Genomic DNA, 23,737 nt, shown 5'->3' with positions numbered 1-23,737 from the left:
ATCTTAATAATGATGCAAAAGTGTGAATTTTACACTTACTATGCAAATTATTTAGAAAGATTCTAATTAATAAGACGGATTCATCTGGCTTTAGCTTGATTTGAGATAGTTTTACTTCATCTGTCAGATAAACCTCATCATAATAAAAGAAAGCATTTTTGTTTAGGTTCTAATGGTTTAAAAGGATAACTTTGCGGCTTCAAACCCACACAATGAGTGATCAGATAAAACACGAATGCGGAATCGCTTTTATTCGCCTGTTAAAACCACTTTCTTACTACCAGCAAAAGTACGGTACAGCACTTTACGGCCTTAACAAATTATATCTTTTAATGGAAAAACAGCATAACCGGGGCCAGGATGGCGCAGGTATTGCCACCATTAAGCTGGATATGAAACCGGGCAGCAGGTACATTAGCCGATACCGGAGCATGGCTTCTAATGCGGTAGCGGATATTTTCGAATATGTTCAGAACAAATTTGTCGATATCCAGGAAAATACGCCTGAATTAATGCAGGATACAGAATGGCTCAAAAACAACGTAAGCTTTATTGGCGAGGTGTTATTGGGTCATTTGCGTTATGGTACACATGGTAAAAACAGTATCGAAAATTGCCACCCTTTTTTAAGGCAAAACAACTGGATGACCCGTAACCTGGTAATTGCCGGTAACTTTAACATGACCAATGTTGATGAGTTATTGGAACAATTATACGAGTTAGGCCAGCATCCAAAAGAAAAAGCAGATACGGTAACAGTACTGGAAAAAATCGGTCACTTTTTGGATGATGAAAACCAGGAGCTTTTCGATCAATACAAAAAAGAAGGGCATGACAATGTTGCGATTACGCAAAAAATTGCCGATCATTTAGATATTGCCAATATTCTTCGCCGCTCGGCTAAAACCTGGGATGGTGGTTACTCGATTTGCGGTATGGTTGGTAATGGCGATTCGTTCATCATGCGCGATCCGGCAGGTATCCGTCCGGCCTATTACTATTATGATGATGAAATTGTGGTTGCAGCTTCAGAGCGTCCGGCTTTACAAACTGCATTTAACATACAGTTCAAAGATGTTAAAGAGATCGATCCGGGTCATGCTTTAATTATCAAGAAAAACGGTGAGGTAAGCATGGAGCAGTTCCGTGAGCCTACCGAAAGGTTATCGTGTTCGTTTGAGCGGATCTATTTCTCGAAAGGAAGTGATGTTGAAATTTACCGCGAGCGTAAACAACTAGGTCGTTTATTAAGCGATAAAATTTTGAAAGCCGTAAATTACGACTTGAAAAACACGGTTTTCTCATTCATCCCGAATACAGCTGAAGTAGCCTTTTTTGGTATGGTTGATGGCGTACAGCGTTATGTACGTAACCACCAGAAAGAAACACTTTTACATAAAAAAGAGCAGTTAACCGACGAGCAGTTAGACGATTTATTGTCGATGGCCCCAAGAGTAGAAAAACTGGCCGTTAAAGATGTTAAACTGCGTACATTTATTACGCAGGATGCTGACCGCAGTGAAATGGTGGCCCATGTTTATGATACTACTTATGGTATTATTAACAACCACAAGGATACTTTGGTAGCATTAGACGATTCGATTGTTCGTGGTACTACGCTTAAGCAAAGTATCATTAAAATTGTAGACCGTTTACACCCTAAGAAAATTATCATTGTTTCTTCTGCACCTCAAATCCGTTACCCTGATTGTTATGGTATTGATATGAGCCGCATGGGGCAGTTTGTAGCTTTTGATGCAGCTATACAACTGCTTACCGAGCGTGGCATGTGGCAGGTAATTGAAGATGTTTACACCAAATGTAAAGCTTCGTTATTGTTGCCTAAAGAGGAGATTGTAAACCACGTTAAGGATATCTATAAACCGTTTACGCCAGAAGAAATTTCGGCTAAAATTGCACAGATTATTACCCCAAAAGGTACTGTTGCAGAGGTTGAAGTAATTTACCAAAGTTTAGAGAACCTGCACGAAGCTTGTCCGAAAAACAAAGGTGATTGGTATTTCTCTGGAAATTACCCTACACCAGGTGGTAACAAAGTGGTAAACAAAGCTTTTGTTAACTGGAAAGAAGGAAATAACCAAAGGGCGTATTAATCCCTAAAATATTTTGAATAATAGATAGCTCATATTTTTATATGGGCTATTTTTTTGTTCACGAAGGCACAGAGAAGTTTTTTATAATCTGCTATCATTCATTGCGTCATTCTAAATTTATTTCAGGATCTATTTTGTGTTTCCATATCTCGAACCAATACCGGCTCCGATTCCGTGGTTCGTGTCCTCACGAACTACTAACATCATGTTTAAAATGGCAATTCTTATTTTTTGTTCCCGCAGATTAAGCAGATTTAAACGCAGATTTTATTTGTAGTTCAAGCCTACTCCGTGGTTTGTCCTCACGAACTACTAATACTATGTTTTAATAAAATATTTCCGTGTAATCTTCGTTTCCGTGGCTAAAAATACGCTGTGCCCTAAGTGGTGTTAAAAACCTATGCGTAAAATTTCAGGTAGGTTTTAATAATGAGCCAGAAGGCGAAAAAGATGATCACCACACCTGCAATTTTATTCAGCTTTTTAAGTGCATCTTCTTTTATTTTATAACGGAGCTTACTCGAGTAAAAGCTCTTTGCTCCATCGATACTTAACTGGGTGGCCATTGCAATAAAGAAGCAAACCAGTTTTTCGTTTAGCATGTTGTTAAGCTTAACAGAAATAATACCACTCACAATAATCCAGAACATGAGGGTAGAAGGAGTGAGGATGCACATTAAAAAGCCTTTTAGAACGTAACCACGTTTACTTACTTTTTGTAGCGTAGTGCTATCGTAATGCACCGTGATTTTAGAAACCAGGTAATAAATACCTACTGCAAGCAGAAATACACCGCCAATACTGCCTACATATTTATCGAATTCGGCTTTATAATCGAAAAACTGACTGCCGAAAAGTACTAATCCAATTAGTATAATATCGCTGATAATTACGCCAACGGCTAAAGAGAAACCAGCCTTGAAGCCTCTTTCTATGCTGGTTTTGATCATTGCAAAAAATACCGGCCCTGTTAAAAACGACGAAATAATCCCTGCTCCTATACCTAGTAATATGGCTTCAAACATGCATTGTGATCTTTAGAATATGCGAATATGCAATTTTATACCTAAACATATAACATTTATTTTTGTTGCATAGGTTGCATAAAAAATACTGGTTATTAATTTTTTTTATTTATGTTTAGACCCACTAAAACTAAATTTATAATATGAATTCAGAACAAACGCAAACCAAGTGGGCGCAGTTTATCCCACTGGTCACCGTATTCTTTTTTTGGGGCTTTGTAGCCGCCAGTAACGACATTCTCATCCCGGTATTTAAAAAGGCTTTTGATTTATCGCAAGCCGAAAGTCAGTTGGTTTCATTGGCATTTTACATTGCATATACTGTGGGTGCGTTAATTTACAATCTAATTTCTGTTATTATGGGACAGGATATTGTAAACAAACTAGGCTATAAAAATTCATTGTCACTTGGTTTGGTTATCTCGGCAGCGGGTACCTTACTTTTTTACCCGGCTGCAAATCTTCACTCTTTCCCGTTAATGCTTTCGGGCTTGTTTATTGTAGCTTTGGGTTTCTCTTTACAGCAAACTGTTGCCAACCCATTGGCTATTGCCTTAGGTCCCATTAAAACAGGTTCGCAACGTTTAACACTTGCAGGTGGTATTAATAACTTTGGTACAACCATCGGTCCGCTTATTGTAAGTTTTGCCATTTTTGGTTCTGCAGCAAATGCGAATACCAACATTAGTGTAGAGAGCGTTAAAATTCCCTATTTAATTTTGGGAGTAGCTTTTATTGCGGTAGCGATTTTCTTAAAAATGTCATCTTTGCCTGATAGACCTGCTTTAGTGGAAGCCTCGGCAGATGATACTAAATCGATTAAGGGATCTGCATTAAATTATCCGCAATTGGTTTTGGGTATGATAGCCATCTTTGTTTATGTAGGTGTTGAGGTTTCGACAGCGAGTAACTTGCCTGCTTACATGGAGAAAGATTTAGGTTTCGAAATTAAAGATATTGCGCCATATATTTCGTTGTACTGGGCCAGTATGATGATTGGCCGTTGGACAGGAGCTGTTGAAGCTTTTACCGATAATGTAAGCACTCAGAAAATATTGCGTTTTATTGCGCCTTATTTAGCCTTTGGTATTTTTCTATTAGTAAATGCCATCGCAAAACATGATCTAGCTCCTTTTTATGTTTACGCAGCTATTATTCTGGTACTGATTGTAGCAGATATGGCCAGTAAAGGTAACCCGGCCAGGATGTTGTTGATTTTCTCTGCCATTGGTATTACTGCTCTGTTAATTGGTATGTTTACTACCGGTATGACGAGTGTTTACGCCATTACCAGCGTTGGTTTGTTCTGCAGTACTTTATGGCCATGTATCTTTACTTTAGCTGTTAGTGGTTTAGGTAAACATACCAGTCAGGGTAGTAGCTTCTTAATTATGATGATTATGGGCGGTGGTATTATCAGCTGGTTACAAGGTTATGTATCTGAGTTTACAGGTATTCAATACAGTTATGTGGTTGGGATTATCTGTTTTGCTTATCTGGCATTTTATGCATGGAGAGTGGCATCTATATTAAGATCACAAGGAATTAACTTCGACCAGAAAATTTCTGGCGGACATTAATTTTTAATAAAGTAATTTAGCAGCCACAAAGATGAATTTCTTTGTGGCTTTTTTTATTTAAACAAATGACAGATAAACCAAGTTTCGATTCCATTTTTATGAACCTGGCCACCGATTTGGCTGCCCGCTCACATTGTGTGCGTGCGCATGTTGGTGCGGTTTTAACAAAAGATACCCGCATTATTTCTATCGGTTATAACGGTCCACCGGCTGGCACTCACAATTGCGATGAGGAATGGCCTGAGCATGGTTGTGCCCGAGATAGTAAGGGGAGCTGCTCTTTGGCCTTACATGCCGAAGAAAATGCGATTCTTTATGCCTCAAAAAACGGATCGAAGATTGAAGGTTGCACGCTGTACACTACTTTGTCGCCTTGTATTGCCTGCGCCCGCCTGATTTTATCGTCAGGTATCAAGCTGGTGTACTATTCAAAATCGTATGCAGCATACAAAGGCTTACCAAGTGATGAGGGCGTAGATTTTTTAAGGAAATTTGGTGTAGAGGTGGTTTTGATTGAATCTTAAAGATTCATTTGTTCATTGGTAACCGCAAATTGAGAACTGTTAGTTGATCATCTGTTTATAAGGTTAATAGGTTTTATCTGGTCATAGCGCATTGTACGTTGCCTTTCGAAGTTGCTGGGGGGAGAAACAAGAGGCCTTGGAAGTTAAGCTCAGTTAATAGAATAATTTGCTCGGTTAGATTTTTATAGATTTTGACCCTTGACTTAGGACTATATTCTGGATAATCAGATGTCCTAAGCCTCGCGATAATGCCCATCTCCATGCCCTCTGCCCCAAGCCCTCTGCCTGCATTAAAAATCTTAAATCTCAGGTCTCAAATCTCATATCTAATTGGTACCTTTGCGGATGCAAGAAAAAATCATTATCGTCGATTTTGGTTCGCAGTTTACACAACTCATTGCCCGTAGGGTTCGCGAACTAAATATTTACTGTGAAATATATCCATACAACAATCTTCCTGAGATTAGCCCTGATGTAAAGGGTATTATTTTTTCAGGTAGTCCATATTCTGTTCGTCAGGAAGATGCCCCTCAAATCGATTTATCGAAATACCATTTAAAATATCCTTTACTGGCTGTTTGTTATGGTGCACAATACATTGCTCAACATTCTGGTGGCGATGTACAGCCTTCTTCAACACGCGAGTATGGCCGTGCAAACCTTAACTTTGTTAATCAGGAAAACAAATTATTTAAAGGCATTAACATCGATTCGCAGGTGTGGATGAGTCATGGCGATACCATTACCAGCATTCCGGATAATTTTGAGCTGATTGCCAGTACCGATAGTGTAAGGGTTGCCGCTTACCACATTAAAGATTCTGATACTTATGCCATTCAGTTCCACCCTGAGGTAACACACAGTATTGATGGAAAGATCCTTCTAGAAAACTTCCTTGTTGATATTTGTGGTTGCAGCCAGGATTGGACTTCAGCAGCGTTTGTTGAAACTACAATTGCCGATATTAAAGCTACAGTAGGTAATGACAAAGTTGTTTTAGCCCTTTCTGGAGGTGTTGATAGTAGTGTTGCTGCTGTATTATTGCATAAGGCTATTGGTACAAACCTACATTGTATATTTGTTGATAATGGTTTATTGCGTAAAAACGAATATGAAAGTGTTTTAGAACAATATAAAGACTTTGGCTTAAACATTAAAGGTGTTGATGCAAAGGATAAATTCTTAAGCCAGCTGGCTGGAGTAGAAGATCCGGAGCAAAAACGTAAAATCATTGGTCGCGTATTTATCGAGGTATTTGATGAAGAATCGCATTTGATCCAAGATGTAAAATGGTTAGCTCAAGGTACAATCTATCCTGATATTATCGAATCTGTATCGGTAAAGGGCCCTTCGGCAACCATCAAGTCTCACCACAATGTGGGTGGTTTACCAGACTTTATGAAACTTAAAGTGGTAGAGCCGCTTAAAACTTTGTTTAAAGATGAAGTAAGAAGAGTAGGTACTGCATTAGGTTTAGAATCGTTTATTTTAGGTCGTCACCCTTTCCCGGGACCAGGTTTAGGTATCCGTATTATTGGTGAGGTAACTGCCGAAAAAGTGGCTATTTTACAGGATGCTGATAAAATTTATATTGATAACTTAAAAGAAGCAGGTCTTTACGATCAGGTTTGGCAGGCAGGGGCAATCTTTTTGCCAGTAAGATCAGTTGGTGTGATGGGCGATGAGCGTACTTACGAAAACGTAATTGCTTTGAGAGCTGTAGAATCGCTTGATGGTATGACAGCGGATTGGTGCCACTTACCTTACCCTGTATTGGCTAAAATTTCGAACGAAATTATTAACAAGGTGAAGGGGATTAACAGGGTGGTATACGATATTAGCTCTAAGCCACCGGCAACTATTGAGTGGGAATAGCATTTAGTCTGGGTTCCTGAGTCTTTAGTCAGGAGTCTTTATGTAAATAATATGATTATGCTAGCAAGGTGGAATAAACTTTGCTAGCATATTTTGTTAAAAACGATAGGTATGAATTTCAAAAAGGTTTATGGATTACTGGTTTGGTCTGCGTTAGTTTTAGCGGCATGTTCGCCTAAAATTAAAACCCCTAAGCCTGAACCGGCAAAACCTGTCGAGAATGAAAAAGCGATTGATAAAAAGCCTGTTAAAAAGTTTGCGCAGGGTGCCAGTGTTTCCTTATTGGTTCCGTTTAAGTTAAGCGAACTGAATTTAAAAACGGCTACCAAAGCAGAGATTGAAAAATATGCCATGCCCATCGATTTTTATCAGGGCTTTAAACTGGGCCTGGATTCAGCAGCAGCACAGGGTTTAAACTTTAAACTTAATGTTTTTGATACCGAAGATGATAACGCACATATTGCTTCGTTGTATAAGAACGATCGCTTTAAGCAGAGTAATTTAATTATTGGCCCTGTTTTTCCGGAAGGATTGAAATATATTTCTGCTTATTCGAAAGAAAACAATGCGTTGGTGGTTTCTCCATTGGCTGCTTCGCAACCAGCCGATTTTAACAACCCGAACCTGATCTCTATTGTAAACAATATCGATCTCCATGCAAAAAAAATAAGCGCTTACATTGCCAAAAACTTTAACCCTGCCAGTACCATTGTAGTGCTCATCAATCCACGGAAAACCGAAGATGAACAATTTGGTGCCCCCATCAGGAATTATTTTCAGGCTAATACTAAATTTACAGTGCAGGAGTATGCTTCGGCTTATGCTTTCGAAACCAAAATGATTAAGGGTAAACAATACGCAGTGGTGGTAACTTCTTCCGATCGTGCCTTTGTACTGCCTACTATCGAAAAACTGTACAAATTAAAGCATCTTCCGGCAGGTGGTTATAGTATAGCCCTGTTCGGTCATCCCAATTGGGTAAAACAAAACTATCCGACCGATAAAATGCAGGATTTGAATACTATCGTCAGTTCATCTTACAAAATTGATTATAAAAATAGTGCAGTAACCTCATTTATTAAAAAATATCGCTATAAATATGGCTTTGAGCCAGGAGAGTATGCCTTTAAAGGTTTCGATATTGCCTACTATTTTGGCCGTTTGCTTGCTACCTACGGCGAAGATTACAAAGATTATATTGTAAAAGACCGTTATAAAGGTTTGCATAATAATTTTTCGTTTATCCATGATGAAAAATTAGGCTATATTAACACCAGTTTAATGTTATTGAGGTTTAAAAACTTTACCTTAAACATTGTTGAGTAAACCTTAATTTCTTCCATTTTATCATACATGAGAGTAGACCATCAGATCAGAGCCTTCGAACAGATTTTAAATAGTTACGATGGAAGTTTGCCTTTACATCGGTTTCTGCCGGCTTATTTTAAGCAAAATAAGCAAATGGGCTCGTCTGACAGGAGGTGGGCTACCCGGCACGTTTATAGTTTTTTTCGTTTAGGAAAAGCCTTGCCTGCACTCAATAACGAAGAACGTTTAAGTGTTGCCGATTTTTTGTGCCACGATACACTAAGCCTGATTGTAGAGAAGAATCTTTCGGGTTTGGCAGCTAGTATTACATTGGCACTGGAAGAAAAACTTTTACTTGTTAAAGCTAAATACCCTGAATTTGATTTAACACAAGTATATCCATTTCATACTGCACTTTCTGAAAGCGTAAGTAAAGAATTGTTTTTTGCTTCTTTCTTTCAGCAGCCTGATTTATTTATCCGGGTAGCTGCGGCCGATTCGGCCAGTATTGTTGCTAAATTAGAGGATGAAAATATCCCGATTAATGCCATTTCTGATACAGCTTTAGCCATGCCTAATGGTACTAAGCTCGAAACCATTTTAAAAGAAGGAAGCTATCAGGTACAGGATCTTTCTTCGCAACATACAGGCGAATATTTTAAACCCAATAAATGGGATAAGTGGTGGGATTGCTGTGCAGCATCAGGCGGAAAAACCTTGCTTCTGCATAGCTTTGAGCCCGTAATTGAGCTTCTGGTAACCGATTTAAGAGAAAGTGTGCTCCTGAACCTAGATGAACGTTTCCGGCTGGCAGGGATCAAAAAGTACCATAAAAAAGAGCTGGATCTTTTACAAAATAACGATCAGGTTTTACACCACTATCAGTTTGACGGGGTCATTTTAGATGCACCTTGTACGGGCTCGGGCACCTGGGGGCGTACACCCGAAATGCTGACTTTTTTCGGTGAACGTAAAATCAATCAGTTTGCGACGATACAGAAGGGGATTGCCCAAAATGTAGTGAAATACCTTAAACCTGGTAAGCCATTGATTTATATCACCTGTTCGGCCTTTGCAGCAGAAAATGAAGCTATAGTTAAGCACCTTACCGATACGTTACCGCTTGAACTGGAAAAAATGGAACTGATAAAAGGGTATGAAAATCAAGCTGATACCATGTTTGTAGCGCGGCTAATCAAAACCTAGCCATGTTCAAACCATGATCTGAAATTCTTTTTGAAGTATTTTACCGCTTCGATTAAAACGGCTATAGCTCCAATAATTAAGGTATATTCTTCAAAGCTGTTCATAGTGTAATGAGCTTTCTGTTTAGATCAATATACGAAATTTTTGTTACGGATTAATGTAATAATTGTAATTATAGTCTAAGGAAAAGCGTTTTTCGTATTGCTGAACTTGTTTAAGCATCCCTCACTTTAATGGCTTTCAGCTTTATTGTAGATCTGTTTTCTACAACCCCGTATTATTTCTAAAAAGTTTAATCGCAATAGCGAGTAGAATTACCCCAAATGCCTTTCTTAGGATATTTAAGCCTGTTTTACCAAATAGTTTTTCTAATCGGTTGGTATTCTTTAAAACGAAGTATACAAAGAGTATATTCAATAAAATCCCAACCAGAATGTTCTGCGTATGGTATTCTGTTTTTAATGAAAGCAGGGTAGTCATGGTTCCGGCGCCGGCAATTAGCGGGAAAGCGAGGGGAACAATCGATACCGTTTCGGGTGCTTCTTCTTTAAAGATGGTTAAGCCCAAAACCATTTCCATGGCAATAAAAAAGATTACAAATGAGCCCGCAATGGCAAAAGATTCTACATCCAGGCCAATTACTTTTAATAAAGATTCGCCCAGGAAAAGAAAAAGGATCATTAAGCCTGCCGCCACCAATGAAGCTTTTTCAGATTCGATATGACCAGCCTTTCTGCGCAATTCGATTACTACAGGGATGGCTCCCAAAATATCGATTATGGCAAACAGCACCATCGTTGTTGATAGTATCTGGCTTAAGTTGAACGTCATAAAATCAGATTTCATAGCAGAGCAATTTTAAGCAAAGGTAGCGGAATTTGTATCAATTCCTCAATTGAACCATTATTTATTAGAAATAGAACTGTGTTCTCAGTGTAAGTACATTATCTTTTCTATCGGCTGTATAACCTTGAATCTGAGTTGCCTCATTTTTAATGATATCGTAATAAAGAACAGCTTTAAAATGCGGGTTAAAGTGATGTAAAAAGCCAAAACCAAAGGTATCAAAACGAACATCGGCAGGAGAAAGTCCTTTATCACCCGAAATATCAAGCCCTTTTACTTTAGCATTTGGATCATACCAGTCATATTTCAAAATAAGCTGGTTATCGGTACTATTTAAGGTTTGCACGAAGGTAAAGTAAGCGCCGTTAAAGGTACGGGTGTAAAATGGCAAAGCTATGGCCTTATTATCAACAGGATAAGAACCCGGAGTAGTTGAAGTGGTTGAAGTACCCGTTTGTAAGCCCGATATTACTTCTGCCCTAAGCTCCGATTTCCAGCTTTTGGTTTTTGTAGCCAGTTGGATATCGGCTCCATAATATCTTCTCGGTGCCACCTTGTTTACAGTCGAAGCCGATGAGTCTTTAACCATTTTCCACGTATCATTTGATTGCTCCATTTTGTAGCTTACGGGCAAGCGATGATCTAAACCTCCCTGAAGCGTACTTATTCCGCCAGCTATGGTGAAGTTTTTAAAAGCATAGGTTTTATGGCTTAACCTAAGGATAAAATCTTTACTGTTATCGAACTCTCCGTTACCAGCCAAGCCCTGGCCATTGTAGATACCAAAATCCAATACAATATTTTTGAGTTTGGCATCTTTCCACCGTGGGTTTAAAGTAAAGGTTACGCCAAGATCACGTTCTGTTCTCATTAAAATTTGAGACATTCTACCCCGCTCAGGTGCCTCTCTAACTGATGATGACAGTTGGAGCTCATTTCCGAATGGCCGGCCTGAAAGACCAAGGGTTACTGCTAATATCTTCCATTTGTTTTCATAGTAACGCCCCCAGAAATCTCGGATAGCCACACCTTGCTCGGTACCATCAAACTGAAGCACAAAATAAGTGGAAGGGGCTCCATCGTCTGTTAGCATCATATAATCGGCCCTTAGGCGCCCTCTTCTTAGCCTGAATCTGTTGTTAGTGAAATCACCAAAATTACCACCCTGAAATTCGGCCTGAGTACCCTTCGATTGCGCCAATTGGAACTGTGGTTGTAAATAACCACTGAAGGATAAGGAGCCGTATTTCTTCGAGATAATTAACAGGTGATTAACCGTTGTCGAGTCCATTACATCGTTAATTGTTCTTTGTGCGTAACCAGCTGAAGAAATAAAGAGCAGTAATATAATTGCAGAAATAGAAACGTGCTTAATGGAAGCAAAATAACGGGTCATGTTTTGTTTTTTTTGCAAAGGTAATTTATTAACAATTATTTAACACAAAAAAAAGCCCCGACTTTTAAATCGGGGCTTTAAATTTTTTAAATATTCAGCTTATTTCGAATCTTTTAAATGAGAATTCTTTTTGCTGTATCCAAAATAGATAATAAAACCTAGAGCTAACCAGCCAAATAACCTTAACCAGTTTGTCCAGCCTAAACCTAGGATCATTAATCCACAGGTTACAACACCTAAAATAGGAATGATAGGAACCCAAGGTGTTCTGAACTGACGTGGAAGATCTGGATCAGTTTTTCTTAAGATAATTACCGCGATACAAACCAACATAAAGGCAAATAAAGTACCGATACTAGTCATATCACCTACCACATCGCCAGGGATGAAAGCAGCAAATAAACCTACAATTACCAAAATTACTAAGTTGGCTTTGTACGGTGTTTTGAATTTAGGGTGTAAATCGCTGAACATTTTTGGCAATAAGCCATCTTTACTCATCGAATAAAACACGCGGCTCTGGCCTAATAACATTACCAGGATTACAGAAGAGAAACCTGCCAAAATAGCTACAGTAACCAATTTAGCTAACCAGCCGTAACCTGTCATATATTCGCTAATTGCAGCCACTACCGATGCTTCGCCACCTTTAGTTCTGAAGAACTCAACTGGAGCAATACCGGTTAAAACGTGTGCAAATAAAATGTATAAAACGGTACAAACAGCTAATGAGCCTAAGATACCAATTGGCATTGCTGTTTTAGGGTTTTTAGTTTCCTGCGCTGCAGTACTAACCGCATCAAAGCCGATAAAGGCAAAAAATACCGTTCCAGCAGCGCCGAGAACACCCCAGAAACCACCAAAACTATGGCTGATGCCAGCATGGTCTACATAAGTAGTTGCTTCAGGAATATACGGATGGTGGTTCGCCTCATGAATAAAGCCCCAGCCTAAAACAATAATTAAGATTACAATACTTACTTTGGTAATTACGATAAGACCGTTTACAAAAGCAGATTCTGAAGTTCCTTTAATTAACAGTAAACTCAATAAACCAACAATAAATAAAGCAGGAAGATTGATAATGCCGCTTACGGTACCATCAGGATGTGATTGGAAAGGTGAGTGGCACCATTCGTAAGGTATGGGCGATGTATGGAGTACTTCGACCAGTAATTTATTCAGGTATTCGCTCCAGGCAATACCTACTGTTGCAGCTCCAACTGCATATTCTAATACTAAATCCCAACCAATTACCCAAGCCATAAGCTCGCCCATGGTGGCATAAGTGTAAGTGTACGCACTACCTGAGATCGGAATGGATGATGATAATTCTGCGTAGCATAAACCGGCCAATGCGCAACCAATTGCGGCAATGATAAAGCCGATGGTAACGGATGGCCCAGCATTTTGTGCCGCTGCTGCTGCTGTTCTAACAAATAGACCAGCACCAATAATTGCGCCCACACCTAATGCCACTAGTGCACCTGCGCTAAGTGTACGCTTTAAGCCTTTGGCTGAATCTCCTGCTTCTTCTAGCAGTAAATGCATCGGCTTCTTAGTAAATAAACCCATATTTTAGTTTTTGTTTAGATTATTTCAGCTCCAAACCTAAATAAAAATTACGGAAAAGTAAAAGGGATGATAGTTAAAAATCCCTTTTACACTTTTTCTATCTAGGTTTTTACAACTAACGCTGTAAAGTGTCTGTGGTATTCGTTAAAGTGTCGGTAATTGTATGGCCTAAACTATCGGTTTTTTGCTCAATTCTGATTTCTTTGCGAACTTCTGTACGGTGTTCGCCTGCAATTGCCTTAACTGCGATGTAAGGTGCAATAACAAGTGAAACGATAGACATTAATTTGATCAAAATATTCATTGAAGGACCTGATGTATCTTTAAAAGGATCACCAACAGTATCTCCTGTAACCGAAGCCTTGTGCGGCTCTGATTTTTTATAGTGTGTTTCACCGTTAATCACTACGCCTTGTTCAAAAGATTTCTTGGCATTATCCCAGGCACCACCTGCATTGCTTTGGAAAATTCCCATCAATACACCGGTTACGGTAACACCGGCCAGTAAACCGCCTAAAACTTCAGGGCCAAAGGTAAAGCCTACAATTACTGGTGTAATTAAGGCAATGGCACCAGGCATCATCATTTCACGGATAGAAGCTTTGGTAGAGATGGCCACACATTTTTCGTATTCTGGCTTGGCTTTGTATTCCATAATACCAGGTATTTCGCGGAATTGGCGACGTACTTCCTGTACCATATCCATGGCAGCTTTACCCACGGCCTGGATACATAGCGCAGAGAAAATAAAAGGAATCATTCCGCCAACAAATAAACCGGCCAGTACTGGTGCTTTATAGATATCGATAGCCGAAATGCCTGCAATTCCAACAAAGGCTGCGAATAAAGCTAGTGAGGTAAGCGCTGCAGAAGCAATAGCGAAGCCTTTACCGGTAGCTGCAGTGGTATTTCCAACCGCATCTAAATTATCGGTGCGTTCGCGTACTTCTGGCGGCAACTGGCTCATTTCGGCAATACCACCTGCATTATCGGCAATCGGTCCGAAAGCATCGATGGCTAACTGCATGGCTGTAGTAGCCATCATTCCGGCTGCGGCAATGGCCACACCATATAAACCTGCAAAATGAAAGGAAGCCATAATACCGCCTGCCAATACCAAAATCGGAACTACTGTAGATTTCATACCTACTGATAAGCCTGCAATAATATTGGTAGCATGACCTGTAGAAGATTGCTGGATAATAGAGTTTACAGGTTTTTTGCCCATTGCAGTAAAGTATTCGGTAACGATACTCATAATAGTACCCACTACTAAACCCACCATAATGGCATAAAATACATTGGTGTTCGAAAACTCGTAACCACGAAGGCTTAGGGTTTCAGGCAGCATCCATTTAACAATAAAGAAAGAAGCTACCGCGGTTATTATAATTGATGACCAGTTTCCCAGATTCAGGGCATTCTGTACGTTCGATTTTTCGTCTTTAATGGTAACAAACCAGGTTCCTATAATAGAGAATATAATACCTAAACCACAAATTACCATAGGCAAAAGAATTGGCGACATGCCACCAAATTTATCAGTAACATTAATTTCCTGACCTAATACCATGGTTGCTAAAATTGTAGCTACATACGAGCCGAATAAATCTGCACCCATTCCGGCAACATCACCTACGTTATCACCTACGTTATCGGCAATGGTGGCGGGGTTACGTACATCATCTTCCGGTATACCTGCTTCAACCTTACCAACCAAATCGGCACCAACATCAGCCGCTTTAGTGTATATACCTCCACCTACGCGGGCAAATAAAGCAATCGATTCGGCTCCCAATGAGAAACCTGTTAAAACCTCTATGGCTGTTTTCATTTCGGTGCTATTAACCGAAACTACGTTGAAATGCTTTAAAAATACAATGAATAACCCGCCTAAACCTAAAACGGCAAGGCCTGCAACACCAAGCCCCATAACAGTTCCGCCGGTAAACGAAACTTTTAAGGCTTGCTTTAAACTGGTTCTTGCAGCCTGTGTAGTACGTACGTTGGCTTTAGTAGCCGCTTTCATACCAATGTAGCCTGCAGTTGCCGAAAACACTGCGCCTATAATAAAGGATATAGATATAATCCAGCTTGAATGCAATGGAATACCATTAATTTCGGTAACGGTGCCCGAATAGGCCAATAATGCAGCTGTAAAAACAGCAAAAATACTCAATACCCTCCATTCGGCTTTTAAAAAGGCCATTGCACCATCGGCTATATAACCAGCAAGCTCCTGCATGTTTTTATCACCCGCATCCTGTTTGCTTACCCAGGCACTTTTAATTAGCATAACTATAATACCGACAAGGCCCAGGGCCGGAATACAGTAAATTAAATTGTTTTGTAAAAAATCCATAGTTAATAATTGGTTTATATTTGGTTATTTGTTTTGCGGGTTATTAAAGGATTAAACTGTTTTTACGAAATAAGGTTTTAGCTTTTTAGCCTTACGCACCTGTCTCACCACATTTATATCTAGCAAGTTAATAAAATATTTATCATCCGTATATAAATGTAATGGCGAATAAAAAAATGTTCAGTTAAAATAATACATGGATTATCGTTTTTTTAAAATAAATTAGCCCCTAAACTAAACTAAACCAAACTGAACTGTACAAAATGAAAATTCAAAACGAAGAAGGGGCTCTAAAAGAAAATTAACCCTTTTTGATGCTACTATGCTGGTAATGGGCTCCATGATTGGAAGCGGTATCTTTATTGTTAGTGCCGATATCATGCGAAACCTGGGGTCGGGATACTGGTTGATTGTTGTTTGGGTAATTACCGGGGTAATGACGGTTGCGGCAGCAATTTCTTATGGCGAACTTTCATCTATGTTTCCAAAAGCAGGCGGGCAATACACTTACCTGAAAGAGATTTTTGGTAAAATGATGGGCTTCCTTTATGGCTGGGGACTATTTACAGTTATTCAAACAGGTACTATTGCGGCTGTTGCTGTTGCTTTTGGTAAATTTACAGCCTATTTAATACCAGCCTTAAACGATGCTGCTCCAATTTTTCAAAGTGGCAGTTACAAAATTACCTGGATACAGATTTTGGCTATTGGTGTTATCCTGCTTTTAACTTATATAAATACTAAAGGTGTTGAAAGCGGTAAGTTATTGCAGAATGTTTTTACAGGATCCAAGATTATAGCTTTAATTGGCTTAATTATTTTGGGTTTTCTGCTGGTAAAGAATAATTTTTGGGCTAATAACATGAGTTTTGGATGGTCGGCCTTTAATAATCTCAAAACAGATCCCACTGGCAATTTCCTAAAATCAGGTTGGGAATCTATTTCGGGAATGACCATAGTAGGCGGAATTGCAGCTGCAATGGTAGGGTCGGTATTTTCGAGCGTAGCCTGGGAGAATGTAACCTTTGTTTCGGGTGAAATTGAAAATCCAAAGAAAAATGTAGTTCGCTCAATGGTTTTGGGTACTACTGCAGTAATGATCCTTTATTTATTGGTTAATTTTATATATCTCAATACCTTAAATAGAGATAGTATTGCTTTTGCGCTAAACGATAGGGTGGCTGTTGCGGCTTCTGAACAGATTTTTGGTAGCGGAATAGGTACCATTGTTATTGCAGTTTTAGTAATGATCTCTACTTTTGGTTGCGTTAATGGAATCGTATTGGCAGGTGCAAGGGTTTTTCAAAGCATGGCAGAAGATGGCATGTTTTTTAAAGCAGCACTTAAAAATAATAAAAATGGAGTTCCCGAAAAATCACTTTGGATGCAAGGTGTTTGGGCATCCGTTTTATGTTTAAGTGGGCAATACGGCAATCTATTAGACATGATTTCTTTTGTTATTGTACTATTTTATATGATTACGGTTGCTGGTGTAATTTACTTAAGGTTTAAAAAACCTAATTTAGAAAGACCTTACAAAACATGGTTATATCCGGTTACGCCAATCATTTATTTATTAATTGGTGCCGCATTTTGCACTTTGTTGCTTATTTATAAACAACAATATACCTGGCCGGGGCTGCTAATCGTATTATTGGGTGTTCCTGTTTATTTTTTCATAAATAAAAAAGAACAGCAAGGGTAGGTTTAAGCACATTATTCAGTATTAAACCTCGCAGTTATCAATCGCTGCGAGGTTTTTTTGTGCTATTTTTTTAAGAAAAGCCGATTCTGATGTCAATCGATACCGAAAACCCTGTTCTAACTTTGGTAAATCGAAGATTATAAATTAATGTAGCTGTAGGCGATGGCTTAATATTCATCCTTTTCACATCTTCCTTTTGCTAATCAGCATTATAAAACTAATTCCGTATTTTTGCAGCAAATGGGAACACAGGTAGATTTAGGTATAAAAGGATATAAAAATTACGGCACGCACTTACGTGAAAAGTATAAAGGGCAGCGCGTATTTAAAGTAATTGTAGATGGTGGCTTTACCTGCCCTAACCGGGATGGGAGCAAGGGCTATGGCGGTTGTACGTATTGCAATGTAGATTCATTTACGCCCGAGCCATCCAGAAAGAACCCAAATATCAAAGATCAGCTTGCTGAAGGTATGTTGAGGGCTAAAAATTCATATAGGGCAGATAAATATATTGTCTATTTTCAGCCGAATACCAATACCTATGCACCGGTACATTATTTAAAGATGATGTACGATGAGGCTTTATCTATCAATACCGAAGATATTGTAGGTTTTGCTGTGGGTACACGTCCCGATTGTATTGATGCAGAAAAAGTGGCTCTGCTTGAAAGTTATACCGATCGTTTTGATGTTGACCTTGAAATGGGTATGGAGTCTATTTACGATGAAACCCTCGATCAGATTAACAGGGGCTGTAGTCACGGCGAGTTTGTGGCGGCAGTCGAATTGTTGAAAGATAGTAAGCTTGATTTGTGCGTGCATACCATTTTTGGCTTCCCCTGGGAAACAAGGGAGCAAATGCGCGGGTATATACATGAAATTAACCGTTTCCCGCAGATTAAATTTGTTAAATTTCATCATTTACATGTGGTAGATGGTTCTATTATGGGGGCTAAGTACAAAAAAGAGCCTTTTAAGTTGTTTACACTCGAAGAATATACCGATTTACTTTGCGAGCTCATTCCTCTACTACGCCCGGACATTGTAATTCAGCGTCTTTTTGGTATTTCCGACTGGGATTTGCTAATTGCACCGAATTGGGGACTTAATAAATCGGCAATTCAGACTTATATGGATAAAGAAATCGAAAAACGTGGGGTTGTTCAGGGTTCTGAATATTTTGGTTAAAAACTGATATTTTTTACTAATTTTTATAAAAACACATGAAATTTCATGTGTTTTTTTGTTTTTGTATGATTTTTATTGCCGTTTTTGATTGTTTTTTGGTGTAAAACCTTTGTGTTTGGGTTATTTTGTGGTTTTGTTTTTATTAAAAACTCATATCTAAAAACCCTGTTTTTTTAACTATTTTCATTTTTGAGTTGTTTTTTTGTTGTGTTTTATAAAAATTACTAATTTTTATATGAAAAATTCAATTTTATGGTGTTAAAATTGCAATATGTCGTATTTTTATAAAAATAAATGACAACATTTTCAAATATTTAAATAGTACAAACAAATTAAACTAAAAACTATGAGTAGATTCTCCTTTAAACAGTATGCGCCTTTTGCGATCTTGATGATTGTCGCAATTTTAGCTCTATTTACTCCACTTCTACCTAATTTCGACGAAGGCAAGTACAGTGCGGCTGATATAGCTTTCATTTTAATTGCTGCTGCGCTTGTATTTTTAATGACACCAGGTCTGGCGTTTTTCTATGGCGGTATGGTTCATCGTAAAAACATACTTTCTACCATGATTAAAAGTGTGGTAGCTGCAGGTGTAATTACCGTTTTGTGGACAGTAGTTGGTTTTAGTTTAGCTTTCGGCGATACTATTGGTGGTTTCATTGGAAACCCTTCAACTTTTCTGTTCTTTAAAGGGGTTAACTCTGGTGCTCCTCATTTACAGGGCGCAACTTCTGACTTAACTATTCCACTTTCTTTATTTGCGGTTTTTCAGTTAATGTTTGCCATTATTACACCAGGTTTAGTCGTAGGTGCTGTTGCAGAACGTATCCGTTTTACTTCTTATATCCTGTTTATTGTATTGTTTGCCATATTCGTTTATTCTCCTTTGGCACACTGGACCTGGCATCCACAAGGTTTCTTATTTAAAATGGGTGTATTAGATTTTGCAGGTGGTACCGTAGTTCACATTTCTGCTGGTATGGCTGCTTTAGCTGGTGCATTGGTTTTAAAACGTAGAAAATCTCACTTAGAACACAAAGAAGTGCCGCCTGCTAATATTCCTTATGTATTAATTGGTACAGGTTTATTATGGTTCGGTTGGTTTGGTTTTAACGCAGGTTCGGCTTTAAGTGCTGGTAGCTTAGCTGTTTCAGCATTCTTAACTACCAATACTGCTGCAGGTGCTGCCGGTTTAGCCTGGATGTTCTTCGATGTAGCACGTGGTAAAAAACCTTCAGTATTGGGTTTCTGTATCGGTGCTGTAGTAGGTTTGGTAGCCATTACCCCGGGTGCAGGTTTCGTAAGCATTCCTTCAAGTATCTTTATTGGTGCAATAGCTGCTGTAATTTCTAACCTTGCGGTTTCATGGAAACAAAAAACAAGTTTAGATGATACTTTAGATGTTTTCCCTTGCCATGGTGTGGGTGGTATTGTTGGTATGTTGTTAACTGGTGTTTTTGCAACCAAAACAGTTAATGCTGCTGGCGCAGATGGTTTATTTTATGGTAACCCTGCTTTCTTCGTAACGCAGTTAAAAGGTGCTCTAATTGTAATCGCATTTAGTTTTATCGTATCATTCGTGATTTTCAAATTCGTAAACTTGATTAATCCAATCCGGGTTTCTGATGAAGAAGAAGAAATCGGTCTTGATGCATCTCAACATGATGAAAAATACTCACAAGGTACTTTGTTGGTTGAAGAAAGAGCCATCTATATCGAAAAAAACAGTCCGATAACCGAAGCAATCTCTTAAGGATTTTTAATATCTAAACTCAAAAATAAGCTCAAACATGAAGAAAATTTTAACCGCTATTTTCGCGATGGCCAGCGCAAGCTGTGCCCTGGCTCAGGAAACAACTACATCACCACTTGAAATTTCAGGGTCGGTTGATACCTATTTTAAATACGATTTTGCCAAAAAACCAAACAATATTACCACTTCTTTTGCCAGCGATCACAATTCGGTTTCATTAGGAATGATTGATATTGCATTGAAGAAGAAAACAGGTAAAGCATCGTTTGTTGGCGAACTTTCTTTCGGCCCAAGAGGTCAGTCGCAGTCAATTCCTGATGCAGCTGCCGGAGGTTCATCCTTCAACATTCAGAACTTATATGTAAACTACGATTTTACCGATAAGTTTTCGATGACAGCTGGTTACATGGGAACCTTTATAGGTTATGAAGTGATTTCGCCGGTGGGTAACTTTAACTACTCTACTTCGTATTTATTTACGAATGGACCATTCCAGAATGCTGGTATTAAAGCCACATATAAATTCTCTGATAAAGTGAGTTTAATGGCTGGTGTATTTAACGACTGGAACCTTTACAGTGCAACCCGTGGTGTTTCTGCGGTTGGTGGCCAGTTAATGGTTGCCCCGGTTGAAGGCTGGACTGCTTATCTGAACGTACTATCGGGAGCAGGAGCAGGCGGTTATGGTACTATTGAAGATTTAACCACTTCTTACCAGATTACCGAAAAATTTAAATTAGGCTTAAACGCTGCCAATTATGATATCGATAACGATGGTGGTGGTTATGCTGGTGCAGCCCTTTACCCACAATATGCTGTTGCAGATGGTGTAATATTAGGTTTAAGAGGTGAGTACTTTAAGTATAAAAACGTAGGCGCTGTGCAAGGACTGAAATATACTGCTGTAACTTTTACCGCAAACATTAAATCTGGCGGTTTAACCTTCATTCCTGAGGTAAGATTAGACCACAGTGGTGATAAACCATTCTTTAAAGAAAGTGGCGCAGCAGCTCCAAACGCTGGCCAGTTCTCTTTAGCCGCAGTTTATGCGTTTTAAGAAATAAACAGATTAAATATTAAGCCGTCCCAATTAAAATCGGGGCGGCTTTTTAGTAACTTTACCTATTCAGATTATTTGTTTAACCCATTTGCATGAAATATATCTTTTTTATTGTACTCGCCACTTTTTCAATCAGGTTAGCTGCACAGCAAAAACAGTTTTCGAAAGATGATTCCGGAAAGTTTATTTTTTATCAGGTTGTCGATTCTCAAACTGTAGCCAAAGATACCTTGCTGCAAAGGGCTAAAGCTTTTGTGAACGTGCTGTACAAAAAAACAATGCATCAGGAAAGTGTTAACGATTCGTCGATTTCGGCCAAGGGCACAACGGTAATCGATAAAACCATACTGGTTGCCGGTCACCCGAGTGGCGAAGTAAGCTATCAGTTTGTTTGCGAAGTAAGAAATGGAAAGTACCGCTTTTGGTTAACAAATTTCGAGTTTATTCCATATCAGAGAGACCGGTACGGAAATTTTGTTGCAACAACCCAAATAGGTACTCCTTTAGAGCGTACACCGGGTAAGCTAAGCGCTGGTGCATGGAAAGATATTTTAAATAGTACTTACACCAAAATAGAGAAATTTGGCGCTGAATTTAAAAAGTTTATGGCTACCAACAGGGTGGCGGTACCAGCAAAAAAGAAACCTGAAACCATCTCCACTAAACAGTGGTAACAGCGGACGGGCAATTACAATTTGCCAAATAAACCAGCCACTTTCTGGTAACGGAACTTAAAAATTTCGTTTATTTTTTTGTTTACCATAAGCGCGTTGGCAATAGTTCCAATTGGCCCCCAGCCAATCCCGTAATGCAAAATATCGTGCATTAAAACCCCGTCTTCTATTTTTTCGAAATGATGCTGGTGATGCCAGAACGCAAATGGGCCAAAGCGCTGCTCATCTATAAAATAGGCCTGATCTTTTACATGTGTAATCTCAGTTACCCAGTTTAATTTAATGCCGGCTATTGGTGCAACTTTGTAGGTGATAATCAACCCGGGGTACATTTTGGTGCCTTCCATATTTGGCGAGGTTACATCGAAAGTCATATCGGTTGGCGTAATTTCTGCCAGGTTCATTGGTGAAGAAAAAAAGTCCCAGGCTGTGGCCAAATCAACAGGAAGTTTTTGCGTAAATTCTAATCTATAAGTCTTCAAGGCTTTTGTTTTAAAAAGACAACAGCAAAGATGCGGTTTTGTTAAGAACAAACAGATTTATTATTTCAGACCTTACAGGTTTTTAAAACCTGTAAGGTCTGATGTTTAGAAATTAATGCACCATTTTATCAGCACAGGTAGAGCTGGCAAATGCTTCTGGTTTGGCTTTAAAAATAAAGCCCATGCTTAAGATATAACCCATAGCATCGTTAAGTGCCTTGTTCGATTTAAATGATGGATTGGTATTGATATCGGCATGTACTTCCAGAGCTACATCATAAATATCAAGCAAATCGCAAATGGAGTAAGCCGTTTCAATCGATTTTTGAACCTCCATTAACATTCTTTCTTTAATACTTACCTGAGCCGAATTTTTTTCCTGGTGGATGTACATGAAACCGCCATGATGTTCTCTTAACAGCACAATTACTGTTGCAAAATCGGTTATAGCGCCTTTAACCTGCGAGTCGGTACCGATACAAACTTTTAGCTTAAAGCCATTTTCTGTTTCTCTGATAATTGCCTTTTCAATTTCTTCGAGGATCGAAGATTGGATCACTTCACCACTAAATTTTTTCCACGTCATACATTGTCGTTTTTGAGGTTAATAAATGGTAATCAGGTTTTTATTAAAAATAGCCGCTAAAAATTAAATATATGTTAAGGCTGGATTGTTTATTTGCTAACAAAAAGTTAGTTATCAACAAGTTAGTAAAAATAGTCCGTTTTGTGGCGCTAATTTTTGAAACAAATGCATATAAGAGTCGTTATATTTACATTAATCAACAACAATTCTTATATTATGAAAGCAGAATTAATTCAGGAATTACAGTTATTACAAAACAGCAGGGCCAATAAATTCGCAGATGAATTGACCGACAGGATTTTATCATCAGTTGATGCTGTTAACGAGAAACTGGCTTCATCGCTATCGCTGCGTGGGAGAATGCTGATGCTGTTAGATAAAAGATTAAATTTTGAGACACTCCGTAAACTGCGGACCAGATTTTTTAAGCGTTAAGCCCTAAGTTAGATTTAGCCATAAACAGAAATGCTTACCT

At 38.7% G+C, this 23,737-nt stretch carries 19 protein-coding genes; 12 read left to right on the top strand and 7 right to left on the bottom strand.

What is annotated here, in order from left to right:
* Nucleotides 1-212: 212 nt before the first annotated feature.
* Nucleotides 213-2,114: a class II glutamine amidotransferase gene (locus tag G7074_RS03820; RefSeq protein WP_124559551.1), complete on the top strand. Its 1,902-nt coding sequence runs from the start codon at nt 213-215 to the stop codon at nt 2,112-2,114.
* A gap of 398 nt (nt 2,115-2,512) precedes the next feature.
* Here the strand turns inward: G7074_RS03820 and G7074_RS03815 are convergent, their stop codons facing one another.
* Complete coding sequence (locus G7074_RS03815; RefSeq protein ID WP_124559552.1) at nt 2,513-3,139, bottom strand: LysE family translocator; 627 nt, start codon at nt 3,137-3,139, stop codon at nt 2,513-2,515.
* Between the two features lie 143 nt (nt 3,140-3,282).
* On the opposite strand from G7074_RS03815, the gene G7074_RS03810 reads away from it, so the two are divergent.
* The 5 genes from G7074_RS03810 (at nt 3,283) to G7074_RS03790 (ending at nt 9,632) form a co-directional block, all read left to right on the top strand.
* Nucleotides 3,283-4,719, top strand: a complete 1,437-nt coding sequence (locus G7074_RS03810; protein ID WP_124559553.1) for an MFS transporter — start codon at nt 3,283-3,285, stop codon at nt 4,717-4,719.
* A 65-nt stretch (nt 4,720-4,784) separates the two neighbouring features.
* Nucleotides 4,785-5,243, top strand: a complete 459-nt coding sequence (locus G7074_RS03805; protein ID WP_086547433.1) for a dCMP deaminase family protein — start codon at nt 4,785-4,787, stop codon at nt 5,241-5,243.
* A 345-nt stretch (nt 5,244-5,588) separates the two neighbouring features.
* Nucleotides 5,589-7,118, top strand: coding sequence for a glutamine-hydrolyzing GMP synthase (gene guaA, locus G7074_RS03800; RefSeq protein ID WP_124559554.1), 1,530 nt, complete (start codon nt 5,589-5,591; stop codon nt 7,116-7,118).
* Nucleotides 7,119-7,229: 111 nt separating this feature from the next.
* Complete coding sequence (locus tag G7074_RS03795) at nt 7,230-8,444, top strand: ABC transporter substrate-binding protein (RefSeq protein ID WP_124559555.1); 1,215 nt, start codon at nt 7,230-7,232, stop codon at nt 8,442-8,444.
* 27 nt (nt 8,445-8,471) lie between these two features.
* Entirely contained in the window at nt 8,472-9,632 is a 1,161-nt protein-coding gene (locus G7074_RS03790) for an RsmB/NOP family class I SAM-dependent RNA methyltransferase (protein ID WP_124559556.1), read from the top strand.
* 264 nt (nt 9,633-9,896) lie between these two features.
* On the opposite strand, the gene G7074_RS03785 is transcribed toward G7074_RS03790, so the two are convergent.
* From G7074_RS03785 to G7074_RS03770, 4 genes are all read right to left on the bottom strand, one after another.
* A complete protein-coding gene (locus tag G7074_RS03785; RefSeq protein ID WP_124559579.1) occupies nt 9,897-10,463 on the bottom strand; it encodes a MarC family protein in 567 nt (188 codons plus the stop codon).
* Between the two features lie 79 nt (nt 10,464-10,542).
* Nucleotides 10,543-11,892, bottom strand: coding sequence for a porin (locus G7074_RS03780; RefSeq protein WP_233603843.1), 1,350 nt, complete (start codon nt 11,890-11,892; stop codon nt 10,543-10,545).
* Nucleotides 11,893-11,973: 81 nt separating this feature from the next.
* Nucleotides 11,974-13,449 carry an amino acid permease gene (locus tag G7074_RS03775; RefSeq protein ID WP_124559558.1) on the bottom strand — a complete coding sequence of 492 codons (1,476 nt, stop codon included), beginning with the start codon at nt 13,447-13,449 and terminating at the stop codon, nt 11,974-11,976.
* Nucleotides 13,450-13,564: 115 nt separating this feature from the next.
* Nucleotides 13,565-15,811, bottom strand: a complete 2,247-nt coding sequence (locus tag G7074_RS03770; RefSeq protein WP_124559559.1) for a sodium-translocating pyrophosphatase — start codon at nt 15,809-15,811, stop codon at nt 13,565-13,567.
* Between the two features lie 340 nt (nt 15,812-16,151).
* Here G7074_RS03770 and G7074_RS03765 point away from each other — a divergent pair, with 340 nt between their 5' ends.
* The 5 genes from G7074_RS03765 (at nt 16,152) to G7074_RS03745 (ending at nt 22,194) form a co-directional block, all read left to right on the top strand.
* Nucleotides 16,152-17,516 carry an APC family permease gene (locus G7074_RS03765; RefSeq protein ID WP_240916464.1) on the top strand — a complete coding sequence of 455 codons (1,365 nt, stop codon included), beginning with the start codon at nt 16,152-16,154 and terminating at the stop codon, nt 17,514-17,516.
* Between the two features lie 240 nt (nt 17,517-17,756).
* Entirely contained in the window at nt 17,757-18,704 is a 948-nt protein-coding gene (locus G7074_RS03760) for a TIGR01212 family radical SAM protein (protein ID WP_124559561.1), read from the top strand.
* A 346-nt stretch (nt 18,705-19,050) separates the two neighbouring features.
* On the top strand, nt 19,051-20,460 hold the full coding sequence (locus G7074_RS03755) for an ammonium transporter (RefSeq protein WP_124559562.1): 1,410 nt from the start codon (nt 19,051-19,053) through the stop codon (nt 20,458-20,460).
* 37 nt (nt 20,461-20,497) lie between these two features.
* On the top strand, nt 20,498-21,517 hold the full coding sequence (locus tag G7074_RS03750; RefSeq protein WP_166207051.1) for a porin: 1,020 nt from the start codon (nt 20,498-20,500) through the stop codon (nt 21,515-21,517).
* Nucleotides 21,518-21,612: 95 nt separating this feature from the next.
* Nucleotides 21,613-22,194, top strand: coding sequence for a DUF4468 domain-containing protein (locus G7074_RS03745; RefSeq protein ID WP_124559564.1), 582 nt, complete (start codon nt 21,613-21,615; stop codon nt 22,192-22,194).
* Nucleotides 22,195-22,208: 14 nt separating this feature from the next.
* On the opposite strand, the gene G7074_RS03740 is transcribed toward G7074_RS03745, so the two are convergent.
* Both G7074_RS03740 and G7074_RS03735 read right to left on the bottom strand, forming a co-directional pair.
* Nucleotides 22,209-22,676 (bottom strand): SRPBCC family protein, encoded by a 468-nt coding sequence (locus G7074_RS03740; RefSeq protein ID WP_233603844.1) that lies wholly within the window; start codon nt 22,674-22,676, stop codon nt 22,209-22,211.
* A 112-nt stretch (nt 22,677-22,788) separates the two neighbouring features.
* The gene (locus G7074_RS03735) at nt 22,789-23,262 is read right to left on the bottom strand and encodes a ribonuclease H-like YkuK family protein (protein WP_124559565.1); all 474 of its coding nucleotides are present in this window, start codon (nt 23,260-23,262) and stop codon (nt 22,789-22,791) included.
* 216 nt (nt 23,263-23,478) lie between these two features.
* Between G7074_RS03735 and G7074_RS03730 the strand changes: the two genes are divergently transcribed.
* On the top strand, nt 23,479-23,697 hold the full coding sequence (locus G7074_RS03730) for a hypothetical protein (RefSeq protein WP_124559566.1): 219 nt from the start codon (nt 23,479-23,481) through the stop codon (nt 23,695-23,697).
* The last annotated feature ends 40 nt before the right edge of the window (nt 23,698-23,737 follow it).

The sequence above is a fragment of the Pedobacter sp. HDW13 genome (assembly GCF_011303555.1).
Taxonomy (GTDB): domain Bacteria; phylum Bacteroidota; class Bacteroidia; order Sphingobacteriales; family Sphingobacteriaceae; genus Pedobacter.
Note: the sequence above shows the minus strand (reverse complement) of the source record. Positions and strands in the feature narration are given on the sequence as shown.

Coding starts and splice junctions, on each gene's coding strand:
- G7074_RS03820 (WP_124559551.1), top strand. CDS start 213: ATGAGTGATCAGATAAAACACGAATGCGGAATCGCTTTTATTCGCCTG.
- G7074_RS03815 (WP_124559552.1), bottom strand. CDS start 3,139: ATGTTTGAAGCCATATTACTAGGTATAGGAGCAGGGATTATTTCGTCG.
- G7074_RS03810 (WP_124559553.1), top strand. CDS start 3,283: ATGAATTCAGAACAAACGCAAACCAAGTGGGCGCAGTTTATCCCACTG.
- G7074_RS03805 (WP_086547433.1), top strand. CDS start 4,785: ATGACAGATAAACCAAGTTTCGATTCCATTTTTATGAACCTGGCCACC.
- guaA (WP_124559554.1), top strand. CDS start 5,589: ATGCAAGAAAAAATCATTATCGTCGATTTTGGTTCGCAGTTTACACAA.
- G7074_RS03795 (WP_124559555.1), top strand. CDS start 7,230: ATGAATTTCAAAAAGGTTTATGGATTACTGGTTTGGTCTGCGTTAGTT.
- G7074_RS03790 (WP_124559556.1), top strand. CDS start 8,472: ATGAGAGTAGACCATCAGATCAGAGCCTTCGAACAGATTTTAAATAGT.
- G7074_RS03785 (WP_124559579.1), bottom strand. CDS start 10,463: ATGACGTTCAACTTAAGCCAGATACTATCAACAACGATGGTGCTGTTT.
- G7074_RS03775 (WP_124559558.1), bottom strand. CDS start 13,449: ATGGGTTTATTTACTAAGAAGCCGATGCATTTACTGCTAGAAGAAGCA.
- G7074_RS03770 (WP_124559559.1), bottom strand. CDS start 15,811: ATGGATTTTTTACAAAACAATTTAATTTACTGTATTCCGGCCCTGGGC.
- G7074_RS03765 (WP_240916464.1), top strand. CDS start 16,152: ATGATTGGAAGCGGTATCTTTATTGTTAGTGCCGATATCATGCGAAAC.
- G7074_RS03760 (WP_124559561.1), top strand. CDS start 17,757: ATGGGAACACAGGTAGATTTAGGTATAAAAGGATATAAAAATTACGGC.
- G7074_RS03755 (WP_124559562.1), top strand. CDS start 19,051: ATGAGTAGATTCTCCTTTAAACAGTATGCGCCTTTTGCGATCTTGATG.
- G7074_RS03750 (WP_166207051.1), top strand. CDS start 20,498: ATGAAGAAAATTTTAACCGCTATTTTCGCGATGGCCAGCGCAAGCTGT.
- G7074_RS03745 (WP_124559564.1), top strand. CDS start 21,613: ATGAAATATATCTTTTTTATTGTACTCGCCACTTTTTCAATCAGGTTA.
- G7074_RS03735 (WP_124559565.1), bottom strand. CDS start 23,262: ATGACGTGGAAAAAATTTAGTGGTGAAGTGATCCAATCTTCGATCCTC.
- G7074_RS03730 (WP_124559566.1), top strand. CDS start 23,479: ATGAAAGCAGAATTAATTCAGGAATTACAGTTATTACAAAACAGCAGG.